Raw genomic sequence first — 24,370 nt, forward strand, 5'->3', positions numbered from 1 at the left:
TCCTAGTAATTAATTTGATGTCAGATATGCGGTTATCGGAAACTGAGGATCAAGCACAGCATCTAAATTTATCGCCTCTTCCCCGGGAATCTTGACCTTGGTAAATACGTGCCCTTCATAAATGAGCGGCTTAGTTGCATCTAGACCCATCTTTGAACTCATCCCTTGAAATTGAGCAGGGATCACTCCATCTTCATCGATAGGTAATCCAACAGTCGTAGAGGGATCTAAAACAGATCCTTGAGCATCATGGATAACAATCAAGCCACGTTTAGCTTGAAATCTTGTAGCTATAGCCCATTCAACCTGAGCAGGGTCATGGACATCGACATCCTCATCCACCACCACAACATGCTTCACATCATAGTGAGAACTAAAAGCGCCTGATATTACATTCTTAGGCAAGCCCTCATGCGTCTTTTTAATCTGAACATAAAGGTGATATCTTCCGACGCCACCGAGCGATAAATGCACATCTAAAACGCCAGGGAAGCTTCTTCGCAGATGGGACAAAATTGTTGCCTCTCTAGGAATGGATCCAAGTAATAGATGCTCTAGCTCTGCTGGAACAATAGTGTGAAATATTGGATCTTTTCTATGAGTCACTGTATCCACCACAATTACCTGGCGCTTCTCTTGAGAGCTATAGTATTTAGGATACTCGCCGAAGGGGCCTTCCAGCTCACGCACCTTAGGCGGAATATGCCCCTCAATCACAATTTCTGCATTTGCTGGTACCAGAACATCATTGCTTAAGCATTTCACTACATCTAAAGGCTGTCCATGTAGGGCACCGGCAATTTCTAGCTCATCTGAATCAATCGGCGCAATCGCCTGAGAGGCAAGAAGTGTCAATGGATCTACGCCAATAACCACCGCAACAGGCAATGGCTGATTCAACTCTTCAGCAGCCTGTTGAAAGGCATGCAGATGTCTAGGCAAAATTAGCACTGCCATGCGATCTTTTGAATTTACCTGAATACGGTTGATTGAGACATTTTGGACGCCAGTCTTGGGGTTTTTTGCAATTACCAAACCGGCAGTGATGTACGGCCCACTATCATGCTCGCTGTGTGTAGGAACCGGCAATAAAGTTCTCACATCAAAATCACGATGCACAACCTCCTGGCAAGGGCCCTCTTTAACTAAATTACAAGGCAAGGGATTATCGGCCGCCAAACGATATGCATTTAGCAAATCAGCCTCACTCACACCCATTGCCTCGGCAATCCATGAACGCGAAGACATAAAACCGGAAACTACTGGCATTGAGTGCCCATCTGGGCCCGGGAAAAAAACGCTACTTTTTCCATCTAGCTTTTTAGCAATGGCTGCTAGCTCGTGCTTGAGCAAGACATTCTTCTTGGTAACAACCAAACGATTGGTATCGGCAAGGTGGGATAGCCATGTTCGAAGTTGGGTAAATTTTTTCATCAATGCAACCTATAAGATATAGAGAATAAATATCACTCTGGAATAATTCCTGCCTGGGCAACAACTTTTTTCCAGATTTCCATTTGTTTTCGAATAAACACATCAAATTGGTTGGCTGTTCCACCATCAGGCACTACCCCCTGCTCATTAAACGTCTTTTTAATATCTTCTTGAGTCAAGATACTATTAATCTGCTTATTTAACTTATCAATAATTACAGGTGGAGTACCTGAGGGAACCATAAACCCATGCCATGAAGATACCTCGTACCCCTTTAATCCAGCCTCAGTAACAGTAGGAACCTGAGGTAAAAGCGGAGACCGCATATCCGTGGCAATAGCGATAGGCCTAATTTTTCCAGATTGAATAAATGGACGAACCATTGGAAATACATCGAATGCAACCTCTACTTGACCACCAGCTAAATCCGTTAACAATGGAGTGCTTCCCTTATAAGGAATTTGATTGAGACTAACATTGGCCATATTCTCAAATAGGGCCATTGCTAAATGCTCCGAAGATCCTGACCCCGAGGAACCATAGTCGATCTTGCCAGGACTTTTCTTGGCAGCAGCCAATAAGTCACCAAGCGATTTAATCTTGGAGTTTTCATTCACAACTAAAACCATAGGGGCTCTACCTGCCAGCACAACCGGTGAAAATGCCTTGCTGGTGTCATACGGAAGCGACTTGTATATAAATGGATTGGCAGCAAATGGGAATTGAGCAACTAATATTGTGTAACCATCTGGCGCAGATCTGGCGACAAAGTTAGTACCAATAGTAGTACCTGCACCCGGCTTATTTTCTATGATTACATTTACGCCCCAAGCATCGCTCAATTTTTTCCCAACAATCCTACCAAGGGTATCGTTAAAACCGCCAGGCGGGTAAGGGACGATGATGGTGATCGGTTTTTCTGGGTACGCGGCAGAGCCTTGCGCAAATAATTGGCTTGAAGTAAACCCAAACATGCCAACTACTAATGCAAGACAATAAGCCACTGTTTTTAATCTCATAAGTATCTCCAATATTGTTTTAAACACTAACGCGCCTAATTAATTCTTTACGCTGATCCAAATCTTGGGAGTTACCCTCAAGCACAACTTGTCCTCGCTCAACTACATAATGTCTATCACACAAATGAATAGCCTTATGAATATTCTGTTCAATTAATAGAATTGATATCCCCTGTGCTTTAAGCTCTTCCATCAAGCGAAAGATATCAGCCACCACCATTGGCGCAAGACCCTCTGTAGGCTCATCAATTAACAGTAACTTTGGATTACCCACCAATACGCGAGCCATTGCTAACATTTGCTGCTCGCCACCAGATAAGGTGATACCCGATTGATTTCGCCTTTCCCGCAAACGTGGAAACCTTTCAAAGACCATCTGTATTCTTTGTTCAGCTTCCTTACGCTCGCCTGCTTGGACTTGCATCAATCCAAGCTTCAGATTTCCTTCAACGCTTAAACCGGGAAATATTCTGCGATCTTCAGGAACTAAGCCCACGCCCAAGCGGGTAATTTCATTTGGAGGTAAAGCTCCAATGGATTGATCTCGGAATAGTATTTCTCCCCGAGAAGGTCTATGCCAGCCGGCAATAGTTTTGACAATGGTCGTTTTCCCAACGCCGTTTCTACCAAACAAGCCCACAGTCTCCCCAGGGTGAATGGATAAATTCACACCCTGTAAAACATGAGACAAGCCAAGATTGACATGTACATCATGCATCTCCAATATCATGCCAACTCCTCACCAAAGTATGCTGTTTGAACAAGTGGATTAGCACGAACCTCGCTCGGAATACCTTCCGCTAATTTTTTACCCTGCGCCATGACAATCACTATTTTGGATAAATCCATTACAAGGTCTACATCATGCTCAATCAGTAGCACTGTTATTTTTGATCCAAGGCGCTTAATGAGCTCAGCGGTATCCTGAGTATCGCCCTGAGACATCCCTTGGGTTGGCTCATCTAATAACAAAAGTTTTGGCCGGGTTGCCAATGTCACCGCAATCTCTAGGCGTCTTTGCTGACCATGCGATAGGGCTCCCGCAAGCTGATTACGACTCTCAAGCAATCCAAATTCCGTCAATAATTCGTTAGCCCTATCAATTGCGACAGTACTTTTGCTCAAAGGAAAAAACAAATTGGAATGTGGCTCTAATGCCTGGCTTGCAATTCTTAAGTTCTCAATTACTGTTAGATCGAAAAATAAATTAGTAATTTGAAATGATCTAGCCATTCCAGATGACAGACGTCCCTCGGGACTCATGCGCGTAACATTTTGACCGTCAAGCTCAACCAATCCCGAATCAGCCATAAAAGTTCCACTAAGCAAGTTAAATAGCGTACTCTTACCCGCTCCGTTTGGACCAATAATTGAAGTAACGCCTAAACGAGTTACTTCAAAACTAACATCATCGACCGCTTTGAGGCCTCCAAATCGCTTGCTGAGGCTCCTTGCCTTCAGAATGATCTCACTATTGCTCATCATTCCCCACCCTTACCAGAGTGAGCTTTTCCGAAATATTTAGCCAGTAGTCCCGCTATTCCTTTAGGTGCAGAAACAACTACAACTACAAAGATAAGTCCAATAACAATATGGTGATGAACTGTCCAAGTTCCAATAATGGATTTAAAGGAAGTTAACAGAACGCTTCCTAGTATGGGTCCAATCAAAGTGCCGACACCACCTAAGACAACTGTTACAACAACATTCCCTGAAACACTAAAAAACATCAGCTCTGGAGAAACAAAACCTCTTAGCATCGGATAGAGAGCGCCAGACACAGCCGCTACTACTGCAGCCAAAATAAATGCCACTTGTTTTGGACCTTTAGACTTATACCCAACATAAGCTAGACGATCCTCATTGGATCGAATTGCATGCCAAATGGAACCCATAGGGGTCGTCAAAAAATATTTTAGGACTGCATATAGTGCACCGATAGTAATCATGGTGATAACAAAAAATATGCCGGGTTGGCCGGCATCCACAATGCCAAATGGAGTCCAGATTTGCAAAATAGGAACGCCCATCATGCCGTCAGACGCTCCGAGACTTCTCGTGTTGTAAACAACCTTAGCAGCTACTTGTGCCAGTCCGAAGGTAATTAACGCAAAGTAGACGCCCTTTGATCTAAGCGCCACAAAACTTGCCACCCACCCTAGTGCGATAGACGACAAAGTTACAACGCCTATTGCCAAGAAAAATGATGGGGAAATTTCTTTTAAAACTAAGGCGGATAAATAAGCACCAAAACCAAAATACAGAGCCTGCCCAAGAGAGAGTAACCCAACTATTCCAAGCAATAAATCAACGGACATCGCTAATCCGCCAAAGATTAATGATTCGGTGGCTAACCTCAGAAAGAAGGTATCGCCCAAAATACTACCAATGACAAATAAGGCTACCGCAGAGACTAATAACAGTATCTCAATTAGTCGGATAGCCTTGGCCTGTGGATTATGCATTTTTCATGCCCCCATACAAACCCGTTGGCTTAAACATCAACACCAAAACCATTACTGTAAATACCAGAGGATCTGACCAAACCGGCGAAATGAACAAAGAGGATATTGACTGTAATTGTGTCAATAAAATTCCGGCAATGACTGCACCCTTAATGCTTCCAAGACCACCAACAATGACAACACTAAAAGCCATCAAAATAAAATCTCGTCCCATGGTGGGGAAAACGGAATAGATTGGAGCAAGCAAGACTCCTGCTATGCCAGCCAAAGCAACGCCGAATGCAAAAGTCAGCGCATAAACTCGCTTCACCGGTATGCCTAGTGAAGAGCTCATATCTTTGTCATATGCTGAAGCCCTCACAATTGCTCCCAGCTGAGTTTTATAAATCAACGCCCATACAGAGAAAATAATTAAGGCACCAAACCCCATCAGAAATAGTCGGTAATTTGGGAACATCACTCCTAACAACTCGCTGGCACCTGAGATTGGGGCGCTAGGCTTAATTGGATTTGCACCCCAAATAATCTTGTATCCATCTTCCAAAACCATCGCAACACCAAAAGTCAGCAGCAGAGTCAAAATATGTCGGTCTTTATAGTGAAATACTTTTTGAATCAAAAGCCTTTCCATTGCAAAACCAATTGGAATCAAGAACAAGGGAACTAACAATAGACATAACCAGAATGAAACGCCCATTGCCATCAGACTCACACTAATGAACGCTCCAGCTGCGTAGAATTCGCCATGCGACATATTAATTACGTCTAGCAAACCAAAAATAATAGTCAACCCCAAAGCCATGAGGACCACAGCAACGCCAATTGAAAGCCCATTGACTATCTGCGGCGCATAAATATATTGCAAGCTCTCTAGCATTGAAAACCCAATCCCTTAGTGAAATTCACAAGCCAAAAACTCCACACCCGCATAGGGTGGATGTGGAGTAATTTAATAATTAATTAAAAACGAGTACATGTATCAGGGCCAATTGCCTGATCAGAAGGTACTCTTCCAACAATATTGAACTCGCCGTTCTCTACTCGAACTGCAAACATATCTTGCATAGCCTGGTGATCGCCAGCGCGCATCTTCTTAGTGCCCTGAGGGGTTTGCCAGCTTAAATCATTCATGGCATTGCGAACTTTGTCTGTTTCTGTAGACTTCGCTTTCTCAACCGCGGCCTTATAAAAATACAAGAGGCCATAGGAATCAGCGCCATAGAGATCTGGAAGCTTGTTGTAAGCCTTTTGGAAATCTGCTACAAACTTTTTATTAGCCGGGTTATCTAATTTAGGGGAGTAACCTACACCCGTAACAAATCCATTTGCAGATTTTCCGATTGCGCCCATATTTTGAGAGGTGACGGTACCAGAGGCCCCAACAATTGTTACGCCTTTATTGACGCCATATTCATCCATTTGAGTGAATAAGCGCACTGTATCGTTACCAGCCACAGATGTGTAAATAACATTAGGCTTGGCAGCTCTTACTTGGCCAAAATATGGTGAATAATCTTTGTTGTCGAGCGGTGCAAAAACCTCGCCAACATCCTTAGCGCCTTTTTCTGTAGATGCCCTCTTAAAAGCTGAGACCGTACTACGCCCCATCTCATAGTCAGGGCCAATAAAGAAAATATTAGCCTTAGGAATTTCTTTATCTACCCATGCTGCCAATGCAGCAGACTGCATACCAGCGCGAGCATTTACGCGAAATACGTTCGGCGAGCATTTATCGGCTGTAATTGAATCGGCGAATGAAACCGTTGTCGCTATTAGCTTATTGTTTCTCTCAGCCAGCTGGCCTACAGCCAAGGTTGAACCTGAATTAACCGTTCCAGTTAAAAAGTCTACCTTTTCTACCTGGAATAACTTCTCAGCCTTTTGGGTAGCAACCGCTGGGTTTGCCTCTTCATCCTCATAAATTAAATCGATTTTTCTTCCATTAATACCGCCTGCTGCATTAATTTCCTTTGCCGCTAGGTCTAAACCCATTTTTACTTGCTCACCAATTGGCGTGTAAGTGCCAGATAAAGGCGTTACCACACCAATCTTAATTGGGCCTGATTGTGCTAAAACAAACGAAGCACCAAAACTTAAAGCAACAGCTAGAGCGATTTTCTTTGTTTGAAATTTCTTTTTCACGATGTACGTCTCCTTTAAAAAAATTAACGACCGACAAAATTGGGTTGCCGCTTTCCATGGAATGCCTCAACCCCTTCTTTAAAATCTTCAGAATTACGCAAACGGCTATAACAGTGACCCTCAACTTCTATTGCTGTAGTTAATAAACAATCCTCCGTTTCATTAAGCATCTTTTTGGCAGTTCTTTGAGCCATTGGTGAGAATGCGCGCAGCTCATCCACTAACTTAGATACAGCACTAGCAAGCTCTGAGTCTGGAACGCATTCAGTTGCAACGCCCCATTCGTATGCTTGCTGACCCTTAATGCGTCGGGAGCGCATCACAATATCCTTAGTTCTGGTGATGCCCACCATTTTTTGCAATCGCGCTGATCCGCCTGAACCAGGAATTTGACCTAACTTTTGCTCTGGCAGGGCATACAAGGTTGATTCAGCGGCAATACGAAAATCGCACGCTAGAGAAATTTCAAAACCCACCCCAAAGCAATAGCCGTGATTTGCAGCAATGACAGGTTTAGTACAACGCGTAGGTGCTGCAATATTCCAAGCAAGCTTGGAGACGTGCTCTGGCGTTGCTTCCAAGAAGCCTTTAATATCTCCTCCGCTGGAAAAATGCTCACCTTCCGCTCTTAATACAATAATGCGGACACGATCGTCAGCATCCAAAGACTCAAATGCAGCTCTTAATTGATCACGCTGAGGCATTTGTATGACATTGAATGGAGGTCTCTTTAAAACAATGTCGGCCCTTTGATGGGCTTCATCAATTTCCACATAGAAACCATCAAGGTTATCGAGGATATTGCTAAAAGGGTGTTTCAAAATAGTAGTCATATGGTCTTCCTAGTAAAAAAATTAAGCTCTTTCGTATTCGCCGGCAACTAACATGCGTCGCAGCACTTTTCCTACTGGCGACTTGGGAATTTCTTTAACAAATACATACTCTCGAGGGCGTTTAAAGTTAATCAAATCGGATCCTCGGCAATATTCATCTAAGACATCAGAATCTACACTCCCCGAAGCTCTAATGAAGGCAACTACTTTTTGCCCAAGGCGATCATCTTTTAATCCTGCAACGGCCACTTCACTCACAGAAGGATGCAAAGACAAAATAGATTCAATTTCAACGGGAGAAATATTTTCTCCCCCAGAAATAATCATGTCATCGACCCTACCAGTAACAAATAAGTCACCAGACTCGTCAAAGTAGCCCGTATCTCCTGTGAAATACCATCCGTCACGAATAGACTTTTGATCAGCATCAGGTCGCTTCCAATAACCCTCAAATGCCTCATCACCCGAAAGATCGCAAATGATCTGCCCCTCTTCATGAGAAGCTGCTACTTGACTTGGTAATGTTTGCACGGAACCTTGATCCAGTTGCACCACTCTAATACGCGCATTGATACCCGCCTTTCCAGCGCAGCCTGGCTTTAATGCTGCATTCTGATTGATGGTGTATGTGTAAATCTCACTTGAACCATAGTGATTTACAAATAATTCAGGGGAGAAGGCTTCGTTTAACTTAAGCAATAAAGCGTCATGCATAGGAGCCCCAGCAAACCCAAGCTTCTTAACAGTCTTCACTCGATCCGCATTGAAATTTTGTGACTGAATCATGTCGTGATATAGCGTTGGCACCAAATAAAGGTGAGTTACAGCCTCACTCTCGATTGCCTCTATCGCTTTATTCACATCCCAACGTGGTACTGCAACATAGGTACCATTCACAATACATAAAGACAACAGCGTTCTTACGCCCATGGTGTGATAGAGCGGCATTACCCCTAAAGTCACCTCACCCATTGCATACTGATTTTGTGCAACGTGTGCAATTCCTGCCGCGCGTTCTGCTCGCTGCTTTCTTGGGACCCCTTTTGGTTTTCCTGTAGTGCCAGAAGTAAAAAGCATGACAGATATATCCTCAACATGACCGAATGCCTCAGGCTCGAATCCATCCTGAATTAACTGATCAAAATAGGAATACCCATCTAGTGCAGCTTTCTCCATGCAAAGAATTACAGAGATAGAGTTACTTGTTTCGGATTCAAGGTAATTGTTGAGAGATATCTCCTCAACAAATGCTAATTTCACATCAGCATTTTGCGCACAATAATCAATTTCATCTGGCTTGGAACGCCAATTTAAAGGAACAATAGCTATGCCTGCCATCTGGCATGCCCAATGAATTGTTGCCGCCTCGTATCGATTTTGCAAAACAGTCAAAATACGATCGCCACGTTTTAGGCCTTGCTTGTAAAAAAACTGTTGAATAGCGCCAATATGAAGTGCCCACTCAGCATATGTATGGCGCCTGTCTCCATCTACAATCGCTAGTCTATTAGGCTCACGCTCAACAGCCTGCAAAAAAGTTCGACCTAAATCAAGCATGCTCTCCTCCATTTTTGTGCGCTCTGGATGCGGCAACCTCTAAAACTGCCTCGACAATTCCAACGTATCCAGTGCAGCGACATAAATTTCCCGATAAACCTTCTCGCACCTCTAGCTCAGTTGGATGGGGATTCTTTTTGAGAAAATCCTCTGCCGATAGTAAAAATCCAGAAGTACAAAATCCACACTGCAATGCATGATGTTTCTTAAACGCATTTTGCAAATCAGACATCTCCCCTGACTTTGCAAGGCCTTCTACAGTTTTTACTATGGCGCTATCAGCCTGACATGCAAAGATGAGACAAGAACGTACGATCTGCCCATCAACCTCAACCGTACATGCACCACATACGCCATGCTCACAACCTGCATGAGTACCTGTTGCTCCCAAATCATGGCGAATAAAATCTAGCAATGTTGTGCGTGATTCACAGGAACCTTCACGCTCCACCCCATTTAAATTCAGCTTTATCAAATGGCTCTTCATTTCATTTCTTCACTTTTAAAATCTATGGCTTGTTGACACGCGCGCATTCCAAGTGAGCGCATCAAATGTCTACGTAATCCTGCGGTGGCCGTGGGATCTTCTCTCACCTCAGTCTTGGCCGCTAAATCATCAATAAATTGATAGGCCCCATCCAATGAACTTGCAACGCATTTATAAACCCTCACAACATCATCAATGCCGCCAAATCCTATAGTCCAGCGATCATCTTCCTTAATAACTGCTACGGCAACTACTGCAAAGTCTCCGTGGCGATAACCATATTCAGCAAACCCAAAACCAGCATTTGGCCCACGAATAGGAAACTCGACAAACTCAATGAATTCCGTTGGCTGACGACTGGTTTGAAGGGCTCCCAGGAAAAAGTCTTTGGCATGAACTACTCGCTTCTTCTTTTTACTTACGAGAGAGACCGAACCCTCTAGCACTGACAATCCAAGGACCAACTCGGCACTAGGATCAGCATGCGCAATCGATCCACATACAGTTCCACGATTTCGAATAGGGGCGTGAGCAATCCACGGAAACATCATGCTTAATAATGGCTGGGTTTTACCAAGATCACTCCAATGCTCTAATTCAGACTGCCTTACACCCGCCCCAACCCGAAGCGCATGGCCCAATACACTGAAGGTTTTAAGCTCTTCAACCTTATTAATATCAATTAAGTGATCAGGACTAGCCACCCGCATTGCCAAGACAGGAATAAGGGTTTGCCCTCCGGCAATAATGCGGGCATCTTCGCCATACTTATCCAGCAACTCCAAAACATTTTCTTTAGAGCTGGCTTGGTGCATCACGAAAGGAGCAGATTTCATTTGCTTGCTCCTAATAAAGCAAATAGTCTGCCAATCAGAGCTTTAAATATGCCTTCTTGTTTTGCTCCAGCTTCTTTTGCAAGGGCTCTAAATAGCTGATCCAATACCAATCGAATGGCGCCCTCCAATAACCTACTTCCAATTGCCGCAAGCTTTCCCGATACTTGCGCTTGGTAGTCGTACTTCAGCACAGTCACACTGCCATCTTTTGTAAGGTCAACTTGTCCCATTCCGAGAGCCATACCTAGGGGGCCCCGACCCTCACCGCCTAGGGTGAAACTATTAGGGCTTTGTACATTCGTTAATTCAACCTTAGCCGCAAATCGGGCCTTTGCAATACCAATGCGCACAACTGCAATGCAGTCAAACTGAATACCATTTGCAATTGTTTTTTTATGAATAGACTCACAACCTGGTATGACATTCTTTAATCTTTCTGGATCAAGCAATACAGCAAAAATATCCTCAGGTAGCACTTGCAATCTAACCGCGCCCTGAGCTTTCAAAGGATAGTCGGTATTTATAGCCATTGATGAAGCTTGACTAGAAGGTTTATCAAGCTTCAACAAACCTTTCCCCACAAGAAGCGCATGAATTCGACTGGGGGTTGCAGGCAGAACAATTTCTTCAACATCTAAAGCATCTGCAATTGCATTTGCAATACAAACAGGGGTACTCATGCTATTACCCTCGCCAATGCCTTTGGCACCTAATGGCGTAAATGGGCTTGGAGATTCTTGATGATAAATTTTTGGAATACCAATATCACTCGAAGTCGGCAAACGATAGTCGGCAAAAGTACCTGAGAGAAAATTGCCATCACTACTATAAACAAACTCTTCAAAAAGGGCTGCGCCCACTGCTTGGGCATACGCGCCATATATCTGCCCATCCGCTAAGGCGGGGTTTAATATCCTGCCCGCATCATGCACGGTAATGTACTGGTCTATCTTTGCAGAACAGGTTTCGGTATCTATTTCTATGCCGCAAGCATCAAGAGCAAAACCGTATGCCGCAGAAGTATTAATTCGATCAGCCTCATCGGGAGCCTCTAAAACATCTGCGCTCCAAAACTGTGTTTCCTGTAGCGCAAGTATTGCTTCTCTTCCGAGAGCCTCTTGAATTAATCTAGGTGACCAGTGAAAGTTTCCACAAACTCTGGAGAAAGGTATGCCATTGTCCTCAGAACCAATCACGGCTATATTGCCGTTTGAAAAAATTAATTGATTCGGCTTGACCTTAAGTAGGTGGGCAGCGTAATCCGCAATTCGAGCCTTTAACTTTTCAGCGGCCAAAAATACTGTTCCTGCTACTGCACCAGCAAAACGACTCGAATAATTTCCAGCGGCAATAGACCATGCATCCTTTGCGGTATCAAAATCGACATTGACTTGGATTTGGGATGGTAGGACTCCAAAAACATCCGCCAATAATTGACTAATAACCGTTTGATGGCCTTGTCCGGCAGGGGCTGAGGCAATATTTGCCGCAATATTTCCAGAGGGGTCTATGCTGACTGTCGCAGAGGTGATGGCGCCATTTTTAGGGCCTGCTTTTGCTCTTTGCTCTTTTGTAAGGACGGTAGTGATATAGCCCATATTGGACACTGAAGGCTCAACAATCGACGCAATACCAATTCCGTAGTGGCGCCCTTCTTTCCTTGCCTGATCTCTACGATCTAATAATTTTCTAAATTCTGGTGAGCTCTCTAGTGTTTTTAAGGCCTTTTGATAGTCACCTGAGTCTAGCAATGCACCTGCAGCCGCTCGGTAAGGGAACTGCTCTTTTTGAACATAATTTAATGCCGCGATTTCTTGATGCGTTTTACCTAAAGTTTTTGCGATTTTTTGAATTAAACGCTCAAGTGCGTAATAAACCTGAGGACCGCCAAACCCTCTAACCAATCCGGTTGGAGTTTTATTAATTAATACGGCACGATTGCGAATTTTTAAATTCTGGATTTGATAAGGGCCGGTAACACAACCATGCATCCTATAAAGTGTTGCCGGCTCAGGCGCCCTTAAATAAGCCCCACAATCTTCAATTTGATCGTAGTCTAATGCCAATATTTTTCCATCCCCATCCACAGCTGCACGTAAATGAGTATGGCGGGAGGTCGCAGAAGTGGCTGCTTGAAGATGCTCTAAGCGATCTTCTATAAATTTCACTGGGGCACCTGCCTTACGCGATGCCAAGCAAGACATGATGATGTATGGCAAGACGGATTGCTTAACTCCGAAGCTGCCACCTGAATCAGGGGCAACGTGATGACGCAACTTTGTTCCCGGGACCTTCAAAGCAGCAGCCATCACTACATGCAGTGAAAATGGCCCCATAAAATTTGACGTTACTTCATACGAGGAGTCTGCACCTCGCCATTGAGCAACAACTCCACCAGTCTCTAAAGGTGTGCAGGAGTTACGGGGATAACGAATATCAACTTCAACGACGCTGGCAGCTTTTTTAAATGCCCCCTCAGGGTCGCCGTATTGATGTGATCGATCTAAAACACAGTTACTACCAATGTCTTTATGAAGAATAATCGACGTATCTGATAGTGCAATATCTACATCGACAACCGCAGGAAGTGGCTGAATGTTTAATTCAACCTTCTCAACCCCATCCTCTGCCAAAGCTCTTGATTCAGCGATGACTACTGCTATAGGCTCGCCCACATAGCGCACATACTCATTGGCCAGCACCCACTGACGCATTGGAGTTTTAACGGCAACGACCAATGGATTGGACCAGGCCTGAACATCATCGATTGTCAGGATTGCCCTGACCCCCTTTATCTGCAATGCTGGTTCTATATCTACAGAAATAATTTTTCCATGCGCAATTGGTGAACGAACCACAGCAGCATATAAGGTTCCAACTGGCAACGGAAGATCATCCAGATAGCGACCCCCACCCATCAGAAGAGCAATATCTTCTACACGCTCACATGCCTTGCCTAAATAGTTTGAACTTGTTTTCAATGCAATCTTTTCAGCTAAATTAAGAATAATTAATGCTGAAAGAAGCTTAATGATCAGACTAAGAGGACGCTTACCTTAAAGTCCGATTACTTAACCTAGAGTCCGATTATGTGTATCAGGAAAACCCTAAGAGTCTAGCTTGGGCGCCTTTTCTACCTGCTGACGATAGAGGCTCGGGGTGACCCCTTGATGCTGCTTAAAGAATCGGGTGAAATGGCTTTGAGCAGAAAAACCGAGCTCATCACCAATATGAATCAGGCTCTCCCCTTTATCGGCGAGCGCATCAAATGCAAACTCCATTCTGAGTACATTCGCAAATACAACGGGTGAAAGTCCAGTGCAGCGCCTAAAGAGCTCAAAAAAGTGAGAGCGCGAAAGATCGACACTTTGAGCAACCATTGAAATATCACTAAACCCTTGAGGAGATGTGCGCATGATATGGATTGCTTTTCGTATTCTTGGATCCATAAATGCCAATGAATTGCCTGAATTACGCAAATCACCTTGGGTTAGAAGGTCGGCATCATCCATAAAACTCAGCACGAGCTCAAGCAAGATGGATTCAAGGTAGTCATGGGTAATCTGATCGGCCCACCAAAGTTCCATTGAGATCTTTTCCAATACCTGCTTTTGATGGTTGCCTAACCCAGACAAGTTATTAATAAAGAAACGAGGATGGCTACTTGCTAAGAATTTTTTGCTAAACGATGCCAACCACTTTGGTTCCAGGTACAACGCAAGCAAAATGGGATTTTCACCATTCACTGGTAAATGAAGGTAGGAATGTTCTTCCCAGGCATTGATGAGAACTGCATTGTCATCTGTTAGGGGGCATAGCTGTCCCCTAACCTGAAAAGCAATATCTGGGCCCGCCACCTTGCATAAGATGTGGCAGTGATGATGCGCATGGGTGACTAAGGGCGCATCCATCTCAAGAAGCGCCACTCTACCAAAATCGCCGTGAAGAAGTCGTATTACTTTTGACATGCGTTAAATCATCTCATACACAGACCATAGTGATATGCATTTTTATATTGCACTGCAAAAGAAAAAGCCCTAACTTCTCAGGGCTTTTAATTGCTGGGGTCTATCTGAAATCTATTTTTTCTTTACAGGCGGCAAATCAGTGCAATGGCCGTGAGCTGCTTCAGCCGCAAGCCCGACTGATTCACCTAGCGTTGGATGTGGATGAATCGTTTTACCGATATCCACCGCATCAGCACCCATCTCAATAGCTAAACACACTTCACCGATTAAATCGCCAGCGTGTGTTCCCACAATGCCGCCACCAATAATGCGATGGGTGGTAGCATCAAAAATCAGTTTTGTGAAACCTTCATCACGTCCATTAGCGATCGCACGTCCACTAGCTGCCCATGGGAACAAACCCTTCTCATAAGCAATGCCTTGAGCTTTACATTGCTCTTCTGTCAAACCAGCCCACGCTACTTCAGGGTCAGTGTAGGCAACCGATGGAATTTGCTTAGCATCAAAGTAGGATTTTTCGCCAGCAGCAGCTTCCGCAGCAACGTGACCTTCATGCACCGCCTTATGTGCCAACATCGGTTGACCAACTAAGTCACCAATTGCAAAAATATTAGAGACGTTGGTCCGCATTTGTTTATCTACAGGAATAAAGCCGCGCTCATCCACCTGCACACCCGCTTTACCGGCATCAATCTTTTTGCCGTTTGGAGTGCGTCCTACTGCAACCAATACCAAGTCATAGGTTTGCGGTTCAGCCGGTGCGTTCTCGCCTTCGAAAGAAACTTGAATTCCGTCAGACTTAACTTCTGCCTTAGAAGCACGAGTCTTAAGCATGATCTTTTCAAAACGTCCGGCATTGAACTTCTCCCAGACCTTTTCTAAATCACGATCGGCACCTGCCATCAAACCATCCATCATCTCGGCGATATCAATGCGTGAACCTAGTGTGCTGTAAACCGTAGCCATCTCTAGGCCAATAATGCCACCGCCAATAACGAGCATCCGCTTTGGAATACTCTTGAGTAATAAAGCACCAGTGCTATCTACAATGCGTGGATCTTCAGGCAGGAAAGGTAACTTCACTGGCTGACTACCCGCAGCGATGATTGCCTTCTGAAAGCGCACCACTTCTTTTTGACCAGTGAGATCCTGACCAGCACCATCAGTTAACTCTACCTCGACATGGTTTGCATCTAAAAATTTACCTAGACCACGCACCACTTTTACTTTACGAGCCTTTGCCATACCAGCAAGACCACCGGTCAATTTGGCAATGACGGACTCTTTGTAACCGCGCAATTGATCAATCTCAATCTTCGGTGCGCCAAAAGTAATGCCGTGCTTAGCCATGGTCTTGACTTCGTCTATGACTGAGGTGGTGTGCAGCAATGCTTTAGATGGAATACACCCAACGTTTAAGCAAACCCCGCCCAAAGTAGGATAGCGCTCCACTAAAACAGTATTCATACCCAAGTCTGCACTACGAAACGCTGCGCTATAACCACCAGGGCCAGCACCAAGTACCAACACTTCACATTCATGATCAACCTTACCGCTGTACTGACCTGCTACTGGGGCAGGAGCAATAGCAGCAGGTGTGGCTGGTGCTGCAGGTTTTGCTGCTGGAGCTGGTTGAGGCACAGGCACTGCAACACTAGCCTCTATCTCGGCAATCACAGAACCTTTACTCACTTTATCTCCAAGCTTGACTGCAATACTAGTAACAGTACCTGCAGCATCGGCCGGAACTTCCATGGTTGCTTTATCGGATTCAAGAACTAATAGCGGCTGCTCTTTTTCAATCACGTCGCCTACTTTAACCAGCACTTCAATGACCGGTACATCTGCATAGTCACCAATATCCGGCACAAGGATCATTTGCTTAGCCATAGATCCCCCTTACAGACTAGCGCGACGGAAGTCGGCCAAGAGCTGTGCAATGTACACATTGAAGCGGGTAGCTAAAGCACCATCAATCACGCGGTGATCTGCAGAGAGAGACAATGGGCAAATGAGGCGTGGCACAAACTGCTTACCATCCCACACTGGCTTCATAGCTGCCTTGCTCACGCCCATAATCGCCACTTCAGGAGCATTCACGATTGGGGAGAAATACGTTCCTCCGATACCACCTAGTGATGAGATCGTGAAGCTAGCGCCTTGCATTTGATCTGGCTTTAACTTGCCATCACGAGCGAGTGCCGCCAAGTCAGAAGTTTCTTTCGCCAACTCAAAGATGCCTTTCTTATCGGCATCTTTAATGACCGGTACAACCAGTCCAGTTGGAGTATCTGCGGCAAATCCAATATTGAAGTATTTCTTCAAAATCAGATCATCACCATCCAAAGAGCTATTGAACTCTGGATATTTTTTCAATGCAGCGACTGCAGCCTTCATTAAGAAAGCCAGCATCGTAATCTTGACGCCCTTCTTCTCATTCTCTTTATTGGTGAGAACGCGGAATGCCTCTAAATCAGTGATGTCAGCATCTTCGTGATAAGTCACGGCTGGGATCATCACCCAGTTACGGCCCAAATTGGCTGCAGTAAGTTTCTTAATACGATTGAGTGGTTGACGCTCGATCTCACCAAACTTTGTGAAATCAACCTTCGGCCAAGGAATCAGATTCAAGCCACCTAAGCTACTACCACTAGAAGCAGCCGCAGGACTACCTGCACCACCACTCATAGCTGCCTTCACAAAGGCTTGGACGTCTTCCTGAGTAATGCGACCTTTAGGGCCAGATCCTTTAACTTGCGTAATAGTGACACCAAGCTCACGTGCAAACTTACGTACAGATGGACTTGCATGACTTACTGCAGCATCAATTGGCGGAGGAGTATTGCTGATAGGAGGTGGTGCGGGTGCGCGCGCAATCGGAGGCTCTACCGCTTTAATTGCTGGCGCGGCAGGTGTAGCTGCAGGAGTAGACACAGGAGTTGATACGCCAGATGCTCCACCTTCCAAGATCACTACAACTGAACCTTCAGAAAGGTTATCGCCCACTTTGACTTTGACTTCTTTGACGATGCCTGAATGTGAAGAAGGAACATCCATGGTGGCTTTATCAGACTCCAGCACAACGATGGATTGTTCTTTCTCAATCTTGTCACCGGCTTTAACCAAGACTTCGATCACTGGTACATCTTTATAGTCGCCGATATCAGGGACTTTGATTTCGATGGGGGATCCGCCGCTGGAAGCTGCTACTGGCGCAGGAGCGCTTGCTGCTGCTGTCGCTGGTGCAGAAGTTGTTGCTGCCGCGCCCTCTTCTAAGGTAATTACAAGGGATCCCTCAGAAAGGTTATCGCCCACTTTGACTTTGACTTCTTTGACGATGCCTGAATGTGAAGAAGGAACATCCATGGTGGCTTTATCAGACTCCAGCACAACGATGGATTGTTCTTTCTCAATCTTGTCACCGGCTTTAACCAAGACTTCGATCACTGGTACATCTTTATAGTCGCCGATATCAGGGACTTTGATTTCAATTATTTGACTCATAGTATTTGTCTCTTATCAAACCGTCATTGGGTTTGGTTTAGTAGTATCGATCTTGTACTTCTTAATCGCCTCAGCCAACTTAGAGCGATCAAGCTGACCAGCGTCAACCAAAGATCGCAAGGCAGTGAGAACAACCCAACGACGATCTACTTCAAAGAAGTCACGGAGTTTTTCACGAGTATCAGAACGACCAAAGCCATCAGTACCCAATACTTCATAACGGCGACCCATATGCTGAATTGCTGGACGAATCTGCTCAGCAAATAGACGAACATAGTCGGTAGCAGCAACGATTGGGCCTGTAGTATCTTTCAGGCATTTTTCTACATGAGATAAGGCTGGTGCAGCACTTGGATTCAATAGATTGCTACGGTGAACTGCAGTCCAATCACGACCTAGTTCAGTAAAGCTTGGGCAACCCCACAAATCTGAAGCAATACCCCAGTCTTTATGCAGAATCTCCGCAGCTTCAATCACTTCACGGAAGATCGTTCCCGAACCTAAGAGTTGTACACGCAATTTTGCCTTGTCATCACCAACAGACTTGAGCTTATACATACCCTTGATGATGTCTTTCTCCGCACCCTTAGGCATTGCTGGGTGTGAATAGTTTTCATTCATCAAAGTAACGTAGTAGTAAACATCTTCCTGAACTTCCAACATTCGACGCATGCCATCCTGAATCACTACAGCCAATTCAAATGAGAAGGTTGGGTCATAGCTGATGCAGTTGGGAACCGCACCACTCCACAAATGACTATGGCCATCTTCGTGCTGTAAGCCTTCGCCGTTCAAGGTAGTTCTACCAGCTGTACCACCTAGCAAGAAACCACGGCTACGCATATCTCCTGCGGCCCAAGCTAAGTCACCGATACGCTGGAAACCAAACATGGAATAGAAGATATAGAAAGGCAACATGGGTACACCATGGGTGGAATAAGAAGTCGCAGCAGCGATCCAGTCGCACATACCGCCGGCTTCATTAATACCTTCTTGCAGAATTTGACCTGTCTTGTCCTCTTTGTAGAACATCAATTGATCATGATCTTCTGGTGTGTAAAGTTGGCCTAATTGATTCCAGATTCCTAATTGGCGGAACATGCCTTCCATACCAAAGGTGCGGGACTCGTCAGGAACAATCGGTACCACCCGTTTACCCAACACCTTATCGCGCACTACTGTATTGAGTATGCGCACAAATGCCATAGTTGTAGAAATCTCACGGCCTTCAGTAGTTGCCTCAAGCAATGGAGCAAATACTTCTAAAGCAGGAACTGGCAAGCTCTCCGCTTTAGTGCGACGTTGCGGCAAGTAACCACCCAACTCTTGACGACGCGCCTTCATGTACTCTAATTCCGGGCTACCTTCGGCAAACTTGACCAAAGGCATTTCGTCCAACTCTTCATCTTTAACGGGAATCTCAAAGCGATCACGGAAGCGACGCACATCGTCATCGTTCATCTTCTTCGCTTGGTGGGCAATATTCATCGCCTCACCTGAGCCGCCCATGCCATAACCTTTAATGGTGTGGGCTAGGATCACTGTAGGTTGATTCTTGTGATTTACTGCCGCATGGAATGCTGCATAAACTTTATGGGGATCATGGCCACCGCGATTCAGTTGCCAAATTTCATCATCACTCCAGTCACTTACTAAAGCCTTTAATTCTGGAGTATTGAAAACGATCTCGCGAACGTAGCTGCCGTTCTTAGACTTCATAGTCTGATACTGGCCGTCAACGATCTCGCCTAAGCGTTGCATCAAAATACCTTTTTTGTCGCGCGCAAAGAGAGCGTCCCACTGACCGCCCCACACTACTTTGATCACATTCCAGCCGGCACCGCGGAACTCGCTCTCAAGCTCTTGAATGATGCTGCCGTTGCCGCGCACTGGTCCGTCTAGACGCTGCAAGTTACAGTTAATGACGAAAATCAGGTTATCGAGTTTTTCACGACCGGCCATACCAATCGCACCCAAGGATTCTGGTTCGTCGGTTTCGCCATCGCCCAAGAATGCCCAAACTTTACGGCCTTGCTCTTGAATGAAGCCGCGGTCTGTTAGGTACTTCATAAAGCGCGCTTGGTAAATCGCCATGATCGGGCCCAAGCCCATCGATACGGTTGGGAACTGCCAGAAGTCTGGCATCAACCAAGGATGTGGATAACTAGAGATGCCTTTACCGCCAACTTCTTGGCGGAAGTTGTTGAGCTGACCTTCTTCGAGACGGCCCAACATATAAGCACGTGCATAGACGCCGGGAGCAGAGTGCCCTTGAACAAATATCAAATCGCCACCATTCTCAGGCGACGGTGCGTGCCAGAAATGATTAAAGCCAACGTCATACAAAGTAGCTGCAGACTGGAACGATGAAATGTGTCCACCAACGTTCGTGTCTTTGTTGGCACGAAGCACCATCGCCATGGCATTCCAGCGAGTGTATGAACGAATACGATGCTCCACATTTTGATCGCCAGGCAAACGCGCTTGATTTTCAACAGGAATAGTATTGATATAAGGAGTCTCAGCATGGAATGGCTGCACCACTCCGTTTACACGAGCATGAGAAATTTGTTGATCGATGAGATAGGCAGCTCTCTCAGGACCTTCGTTACGAATCACGCCATCGAGCGCTTGTAACCATTCCTGTGTCTCACCAGGATCCGCATCCTGAGTGTTCTGTTTACCTAATACTTGGTCTGGAACTGCTGCCATCTTTTGTCTCCATTAAATAGTGCTTAATTTGTCATCAACTTTATAGGCAATATTCTAGGAAGGTATATGGGTGTAAACAAGCAATTTTCCACATAATGATAATATTTCTCATAATGTGGTATTTTATTGCGGTGCAAATAAGAAGCTATAAAACGGTCAGAATTGGCTTTTTGGAAGGGCAAATAAGGCAAAATGCTCTGTATTCATGAGAAAAACAGCATTTTCCAGCCTAGTCCTTAGCCCCCTTAGGTGGCTCCGCAAAATACGTGGGTTTAGGATTGTTTACACCCCGCTTTTAGCCATTGTTCTGTTTACAGCAGTCATGGGCATTATTTTGGGAACGCTGCATTTACAAGAAAAGAATCAGCAAGAGGCTGCCCTATTTAGAGAGCTGTCATTTGCCAAACAGCGTATTCAATCTCGTTTCGCCAGCAACCTTGATGCATTAACAACGATTAATCGAGAAATGGCTGCAAGCGAAGATCAATTGAAGCTCAGACAAATTGCGCGCGAGCAAGCAGAAGATCTTGTTTTAAATAACCATGAGATCGTCAAAATCATTTGGCTAAATAATCAAAATCAGCGGCTATGGGCAGCTCCTGCTGAAAGTAACAAATCGGATTGGATTAGCAAAACTCAAAATGATCAGCTCATTAATTCTAGTCTTGCATCAACTATCGAGCTTAGCCGAGTAACTAGTCGAGCAGCTTTTAGCCAGTTTGTTTCCTTAAATTTACCGGGTGATGCACCGATCTCCACGGATAGAAAAATCGTTCTTTGGCAAGTGGTGCCCAATATCGTTGGCGGAGAAGTTGTTGGATTCTTGGCGGCACTCTATACGACTCAAGGAATATTGGATGCTCTACCAAGCGACCTCAAATCCCATTACCGCTTTACCTTGCTCACTGACAATGAAAGAGTTTTAGGCATCTCTTCCGATAGAGATACCCCTAAAAGAGCATTTAGCAATCAGACAAGCTTAGATATTGGGGTCTTAAGCCCCAACATTAATTTACGCATAGATACCTATCCTCCGCCAACCAACCTCACCTTCAGGATGTTAATTGGCGTCGTGATTGGATTAAGCGCATTCGTAGTTTGGAGTTTGTGGTCTGTACTAAAGCAAATGCAAGTACGCCAAGAGGCTGAAGCAAGCCTGCGCAAAGAAACCAGCTTTCGTAATGCAATGGAAGACTCCACCCCTGTGGGTATTCGTGCGCATGATATGCAAAAGCGGATTACATATGTGAATCGAGCATTTTGCGAAATGACAGGCTGGACATCAGATGAGTTAATAGGTCTCACTCCGCCCTTTCCATTCTGGCCAGATAGCAGAAGAGATGAGCTTGTTGAGAAAATGAATCGGGCAATGAAGTCCGACATCAGCGTTGTCATGAGGGTCGGCATCGAAGGAGTGATCTTAAAGAAAGACGGCTCCTTGATACAGACCCGCACCTTTATTGCCCCGCTGATTAATGAAAAAGGCAAGCAGACTGGTTGGGTTACTTCATTAATTGATATTTCCGAACCTAAAAAGATTCGCGAAGAATTAGCTGCCTCTCAAGATCGCTTCACTACCGTTCTAGAAAGTCTAGATGCCGCTGTGTCGGTGGTCTCGCTAGAGACTAACGCCCTGCTATTTGCCAATCGTTTTTATCGGGAGCGCTTTGGTGACAACTCTAAAGGTCACTTCCAATTAGCGGGCAGCGATACCAGCAACACGACGATGCGAGATATTGCAGAAGATCTTGAGGATTCTCCCCCTGGAATTCCAACGCCATTTTTATATCAAGAGTCAGAGTCAGAAGAAGTTCAGCTAGGCGATGACAATAATCAATGGTTTGAAGTTAGACGTCGTTATATCCCGTGGGTAGATGGACATCTTGCGCAGCTATTGATTGCCACTGACATTACCGCTCGTAAAGAAGCAGATGATTTGGCACTACAACAACAAGAGCGTATGCAGTTCACCAGCCGTCTCACCACAATGGGTGAAATGGCATCCTCTTTAGCTCATGAACTAAACCAACCTCTTTCAGCTATATCAAACTACTGCATGGGTGTTGCTAAGCGTTTAGATGGGCACCAAGATCCTATCCTGACCAAAGAAATTTTGCCAGCTCTAGAAAAAGCTTCTGAGCAAGCCCATCGAGCCGGCACCATCATTCAGCGCATTCGAGGTTTTGTAAAACGCAGTGAGCCTCAACGTAAAGCGGCAAACATCACTGAAATTATTAATGATGCAGTTGGCTTGGTTGAAATTGAAGCCCACCGCCATCGCTTAGTCATTAGCTCGGAAATTGCCGAAAATCTGCCCGTAGTTAACCTGGATCCAGTCCTGATCCTGCAGGTAGTAGTCAATCTTCTTAAAAACGCCTTAGATAGCGTCCGCGAGGCTTACCCCCTTTCCTCCCGTTGGTCAGCCCCGCCAGTTTGGATTAGTGCAGATTTAGACACCAGCATCTTCCCGGCCATGCTCAGAATCCAGGTTACCGATGCTGGGGGCGGAATCTCGGAAAACGTCCTGGAACGCATATTTGAGCCGTTTTTCAGCACAAAGTCCGATGGAATGGGTATGGGGCTCAATATTTGCCGCTCCATTATTGAATCTCACCATGGCAGACTTTGGGCTACCAATGTTCAAGACTCAGAACAAACCAAGCTGGCTGGCTGCACCTTTACAATACTTCTACCGTTGGAATCCCCTGGAACCAAGGGTGCTGTTTAACTTCGAATTTATAGATTCACCTCACGAGAACTGATATGAACTTAAGCGCTACTGCAAAACCAAACCAAGCTGAAGTTGTCTATGTGGTGGATGATGACGAAGCGGTAAGAGATTCGCTTACCTGGCTCTTAGAAAGCAATGGTTATGTTGTTCGTTGCCATGCAAGCGCAGAACGTTTCTTACAGTCCTTGCAAAGTACCGATAAGTCCACTATCTCTTGCGCCATTTTGGATGTGCGCATGCCCGGTATGTCAGGCCTTGAATTGCAGGAGCGCTTAACTAGCGAAAACCTGCCCATGCCAGTTGCTTTTATTACTGGTCACGGCGATGTATCGATGGCTGTCTCCACCATGAAGCGTGGTGCAGTGGATTTCATTGAAAAGCCTTTTAAAGAAAATGATCTTTATGGTTTAGTGGATCGCATGCTTGCTAAAGCGCGCATCGATTATTCACAAGCCAGCCAACGCAAAATTACCCAGAGCTTACTCAGTAAGTTAACTGGTCGTGAGCGTCAGGTTCTAGAGCGCATTGTTGCAGGCCGTTTGAATAAACAAATTGCTGATGACCTCGGTATTTCTATTAAGACTGTTGAAGCACACCGCGCCAACATCATGGAAAAGCTCAACGTCAACACAGTTGCCGACCTACTCCGCCTGGCTTTGTCTGATCCCCAGCCTAATTAATT

18 protein-coding genes are annotated in these 24,370 nt (G+C 45.2%); 2 read left to right on the top strand and 16 right to left on the bottom strand.

Annotated elements, in window-relative coordinates; genetic code table 11:
• Positions 1–9: 9 nt before the first annotated feature.
• The 16 genes from ICN37_RS09145 to aceE all read right to left on the bottom strand — a co-directional run bounded on the left by ICN37_RS09145 (position 10) and on the right by aceE (position 20,957).
• Entirely contained in the window at positions 10–1,434 is a 1,425-nt protein-coding gene (locus ICN37_RS09145) for a UbiD family decarboxylase (protein WP_216156886.1), read from the bottom strand.
• Positions 1,435–1,466: 32 nt separating this feature from the next.
• Positions 1,467–2,453 (bottom strand): tripartite tricarboxylate transporter substrate binding protein, encoded by a 987-nt coding sequence (locus tag ICN37_RS09150; RefSeq protein WP_255538507.1) that lies wholly within the window; start codon positions 2,451–2,453, stop codon positions 1,467–1,469.
• A 19-nt stretch (positions 2,454–2,472) separates the two neighbouring features.
• Positions 2,473–3,183: an ABC transporter ATP-binding protein gene (locus tag ICN37_RS09155; RefSeq protein ID WP_216860464.1), complete on the bottom strand. Its 711-nt coding sequence runs from the start codon at positions 3,181–3,183 to the stop codon at positions 2,473–2,475.
• The gene (locus tag ICN37_RS09160) at positions 3,180–3,938 is read right to left on the bottom strand and encodes an ABC transporter ATP-binding protein (protein WP_255537431.1); all 759 of its coding nucleotides are present in this window, start codon (positions 3,936–3,938) and stop codon (positions 3,180–3,182) included. Before ICN37_RS09160 ends, ICN37_RS09155 begins: the two co-directional genes overlap by 4 nt.
• On the bottom strand, positions 3,935–4,918 hold the full coding sequence (locus ICN37_RS09165; RefSeq protein ID WP_216156890.1) for a branched-chain amino acid ABC transporter permease: 984 nt from the start codon (positions 4,916–4,918) through the stop codon (positions 3,935–3,937). Before ICN37_RS09165 ends, ICN37_RS09160 begins: the two co-directional genes overlap by 4 nt.
• Positions 4,911–5,795 (bottom strand): branched-chain amino acid ABC transporter permease, encoded by an 885-nt coding sequence (locus ICN37_RS09170; protein ID WP_216156893.1) that lies wholly within the window; start codon positions 5,793–5,795, stop codon positions 4,911–4,913. Before ICN37_RS09170 ends, ICN37_RS09165 begins: the two co-directional genes overlap by 8 nt.
• 83 nt (positions 5,796–5,878) lie before the next feature.
• Positions 5,879–7,060, bottom strand: a complete 1,182-nt coding sequence (locus ICN37_RS09175; protein WP_216156896.1) for an ABC transporter substrate-binding protein — start codon at positions 7,058–7,060, stop codon at positions 5,879–5,881.
• Positions 7,061–7,083: 23 nt separating this feature from the next.
• Positions 7,084–7,893, bottom strand: a complete 810-nt coding sequence (locus ICN37_RS09180) for an enoyl-CoA hydratase/isomerase family protein (RefSeq protein WP_216156899.1) — start codon at positions 7,891–7,893, stop codon at positions 7,084–7,086.
• Positions 7,894–7,914: 21 nt separating this feature from the next.
• Entirely contained in the window at positions 7,915–9,450 is a 1,536-nt protein-coding gene (locus tag ICN37_RS09185; protein ID WP_216156901.1) for an AMP-binding protein, read from the bottom strand.
• Entirely contained in the window at positions 9,443–9,937 is a 495-nt protein-coding gene (locus tag ICN37_RS09190; protein ID WP_216156904.1) for a (2Fe-2S)-binding protein, read from the bottom strand. Before ICN37_RS09190 ends, ICN37_RS09185 begins: the two co-directional genes overlap by 8 nt.
• Positions 9,934–10,773 (bottom strand): xanthine dehydrogenase family protein subunit M, encoded by an 840-nt coding sequence (locus ICN37_RS09195; protein WP_216156907.1) that lies wholly within the window; start codon positions 10,771–10,773, stop codon positions 9,934–9,936. Before ICN37_RS09195 ends, ICN37_RS09190 begins: the two co-directional genes overlap by 4 nt.
• Positions 10,770–13,754: a molybdopterin cofactor-binding domain-containing protein gene (locus tag ICN37_RS09200; RefSeq protein ID WP_216156910.1), complete on the bottom strand. Its 2,985-nt coding sequence runs from the start codon at positions 13,752–13,754 to the stop codon at positions 10,770–10,772. The genes ICN37_RS09195 and ICN37_RS09200 overlap by 4 nt, the downstream gene beginning before the upstream one ends.
• A gap of 126 nt (positions 13,755–13,880) precedes the next feature.
• The gene (locus ICN37_RS09205; protein ID WP_216156913.1) at positions 13,881–14,741 is read right to left on the bottom strand and encodes a helix-turn-helix transcriptional regulator; all 861 of its coding nucleotides are present in this window, start codon (positions 14,739–14,741) and stop codon (positions 13,881–13,883) included.
• A 111-nt stretch (positions 14,742–14,852) separates the two neighbouring features.
• Entirely contained in the window at positions 14,853–16,631 is a 1,779-nt protein-coding gene (gene lpdA, locus ICN37_RS09210; RefSeq protein ID WP_216156916.1) for a dihydrolipoyl dehydrogenase, read from the bottom strand.
• 9 nt (positions 16,632–16,640) lie between these two features.
• Positions 16,641–18,245 (bottom strand): dihydrolipoyllysine-residue acetyltransferase, encoded by a 1,605-nt coding sequence (gene aceF, locus ICN37_RS09215; protein ID WP_216156919.1) that lies wholly within the window; start codon positions 18,243–18,245, stop codon positions 16,641–16,643.
• A gap of 15 nt (positions 18,246–18,260) precedes the next feature.
• Entirely contained in the window at positions 18,261–20,957 is a 2,697-nt protein-coding gene (gene aceE, locus ICN37_RS09220; protein ID WP_216156922.1) for a pyruvate dehydrogenase (acetyl-transferring), homodimeric type, read from the bottom strand.
• Positions 20,958–21,162: 205 nt separating this feature from the next.
• On the opposite strand from aceE, the gene ICN37_RS09225 reads away from it, so the two are divergent.
• Complete coding sequence (locus tag ICN37_RS09225; RefSeq protein WP_216156925.1) at positions 21,163–23,685, top strand: PAS domain-containing sensor histidine kinase; 2,523 nt, start codon at positions 21,163–21,165, stop codon at positions 23,683–23,685.
• Positions 23,686–23,720: 35 nt separating this feature from the next.
• Positions 23,721–24,368, top strand: a complete 648-nt coding sequence (locus ICN37_RS09230) for a response regulator transcription factor (protein ID WP_216156928.1) — start codon at positions 23,721–23,723, stop codon at positions 24,366–24,368.
• The last annotated feature ends 2 nt before the right edge of the window (positions 24,369–24,370 follow it).

Source organism: Polynucleobacter sp. P1-05-14 (assembly GCF_018881675.1).
Classification (GTDB): Bacteria; Pseudomonadota; Gammaproteobacteria; order Burkholderiales; family Burkholderiaceae; genus Polynucleobacter.

Excerpts from the sequence above, each read along its gene's own strand:
- ICN37_RS09165 (WP_216156890.1), bottom strand. The coding sequence starts at position 4,918 with ATGCATAATCCACAGGCCAAGGCTATCCGACTAATTGAGATACTGTTA.
- aceE (WP_216156922.1), bottom strand. The coding sequence starts at position 20,957 with ATGGCAGCAGTTCCAGACCAAGTATTAGGTAAACAGAACACTCAGGAT.
- aceF (WP_216156919.1), bottom strand. The coding sequence starts at position 18,245 with ATGAGTCAAATAATTGAAATCAAAGTCCCTGATATCGGCGACTATAAA.
- ICN37_RS09180 (WP_216156899.1), bottom strand. The coding sequence starts at position 7,893 with ATGACTACTATTTTGAAACACCCTTTTAGCAATATCCTCGATAACCTT.
- ICN37_RS09170 (WP_216156893.1), bottom strand. The coding sequence starts at position 5,795 with ATGCTAGAGAGCTTGCAATATATTTATGCGCCGCAGATAGTCAATGGG.
- lpdA (WP_216156916.1), bottom strand. The coding sequence starts at position 16,631 with ATGGCTAAGCAAATGATCCTTGTGCCGGATATTGGTGACTATGCAGAT.
- ICN37_RS09225 (WP_216156925.1), top strand. The coding sequence starts at position 21,163 with ATGAGAAAAACAGCATTTTCCAGCCTAGTCCTTAGCCCCCTTAGGTGG.
- ICN37_RS09230 (WP_216156928.1), top strand. The coding sequence starts at position 23,721 with ATGAACTTAAGCGCTACTGCAAAACCAAACCAAGCTGAAGTTGTCTAT.
- ICN37_RS09155 (WP_216860464.1), bottom strand. The coding sequence starts at position 3,183 with ATGATATTGGAGATGCATGATGTACATGTCAATCTTGGCTTGTCTCAT.
- ICN37_RS09160 (WP_255537431.1), bottom strand. The coding sequence starts at position 3,938 with ATGATGAGCAATAGTGAGATCATTCTGAAGGCAAGGAGCCTCAGCAAG.
- ICN37_RS09195 (WP_216156907.1), bottom strand. The coding sequence starts at position 10,773 with ATGAAATCTGCTCCTTTCGTGATGCACCAAGCCAGCTCTAAAGAAAAT.
- ICN37_RS09185 (WP_216156901.1), bottom strand. The coding sequence starts at position 9,450 with ATGCTTGATTTAGGTCGAACTTTTTTGCAGGCTGTTGAGCGTGAGCCT.
- ICN37_RS09190 (WP_216156904.1), bottom strand. The coding sequence starts at position 9,937 with ATGAAGAGCCATTTGATAAAGCTGAATTTAAATGGGGTGGAGCGTGAA.
- ICN37_RS09145 (WP_216156886.1), bottom strand. The coding sequence starts at position 1,434 with ATGAAAAAATTTACCCAACTTCGAACATGGCTATCCCACCTTGCCGAT.
- ICN37_RS09205 (WP_216156913.1), bottom strand. The coding sequence starts at position 14,741 with ATGTCAAAAGTAATACGACTTCTTCACGGCGATTTTGGTAGAGTGGCG.
- ICN37_RS09150 (WP_255538507.1), bottom strand. The coding sequence starts at position 2,453 with ATGAGATTAAAAACAGTGGCTTATTGTCTTGCATTAGTAGTTGGCATG.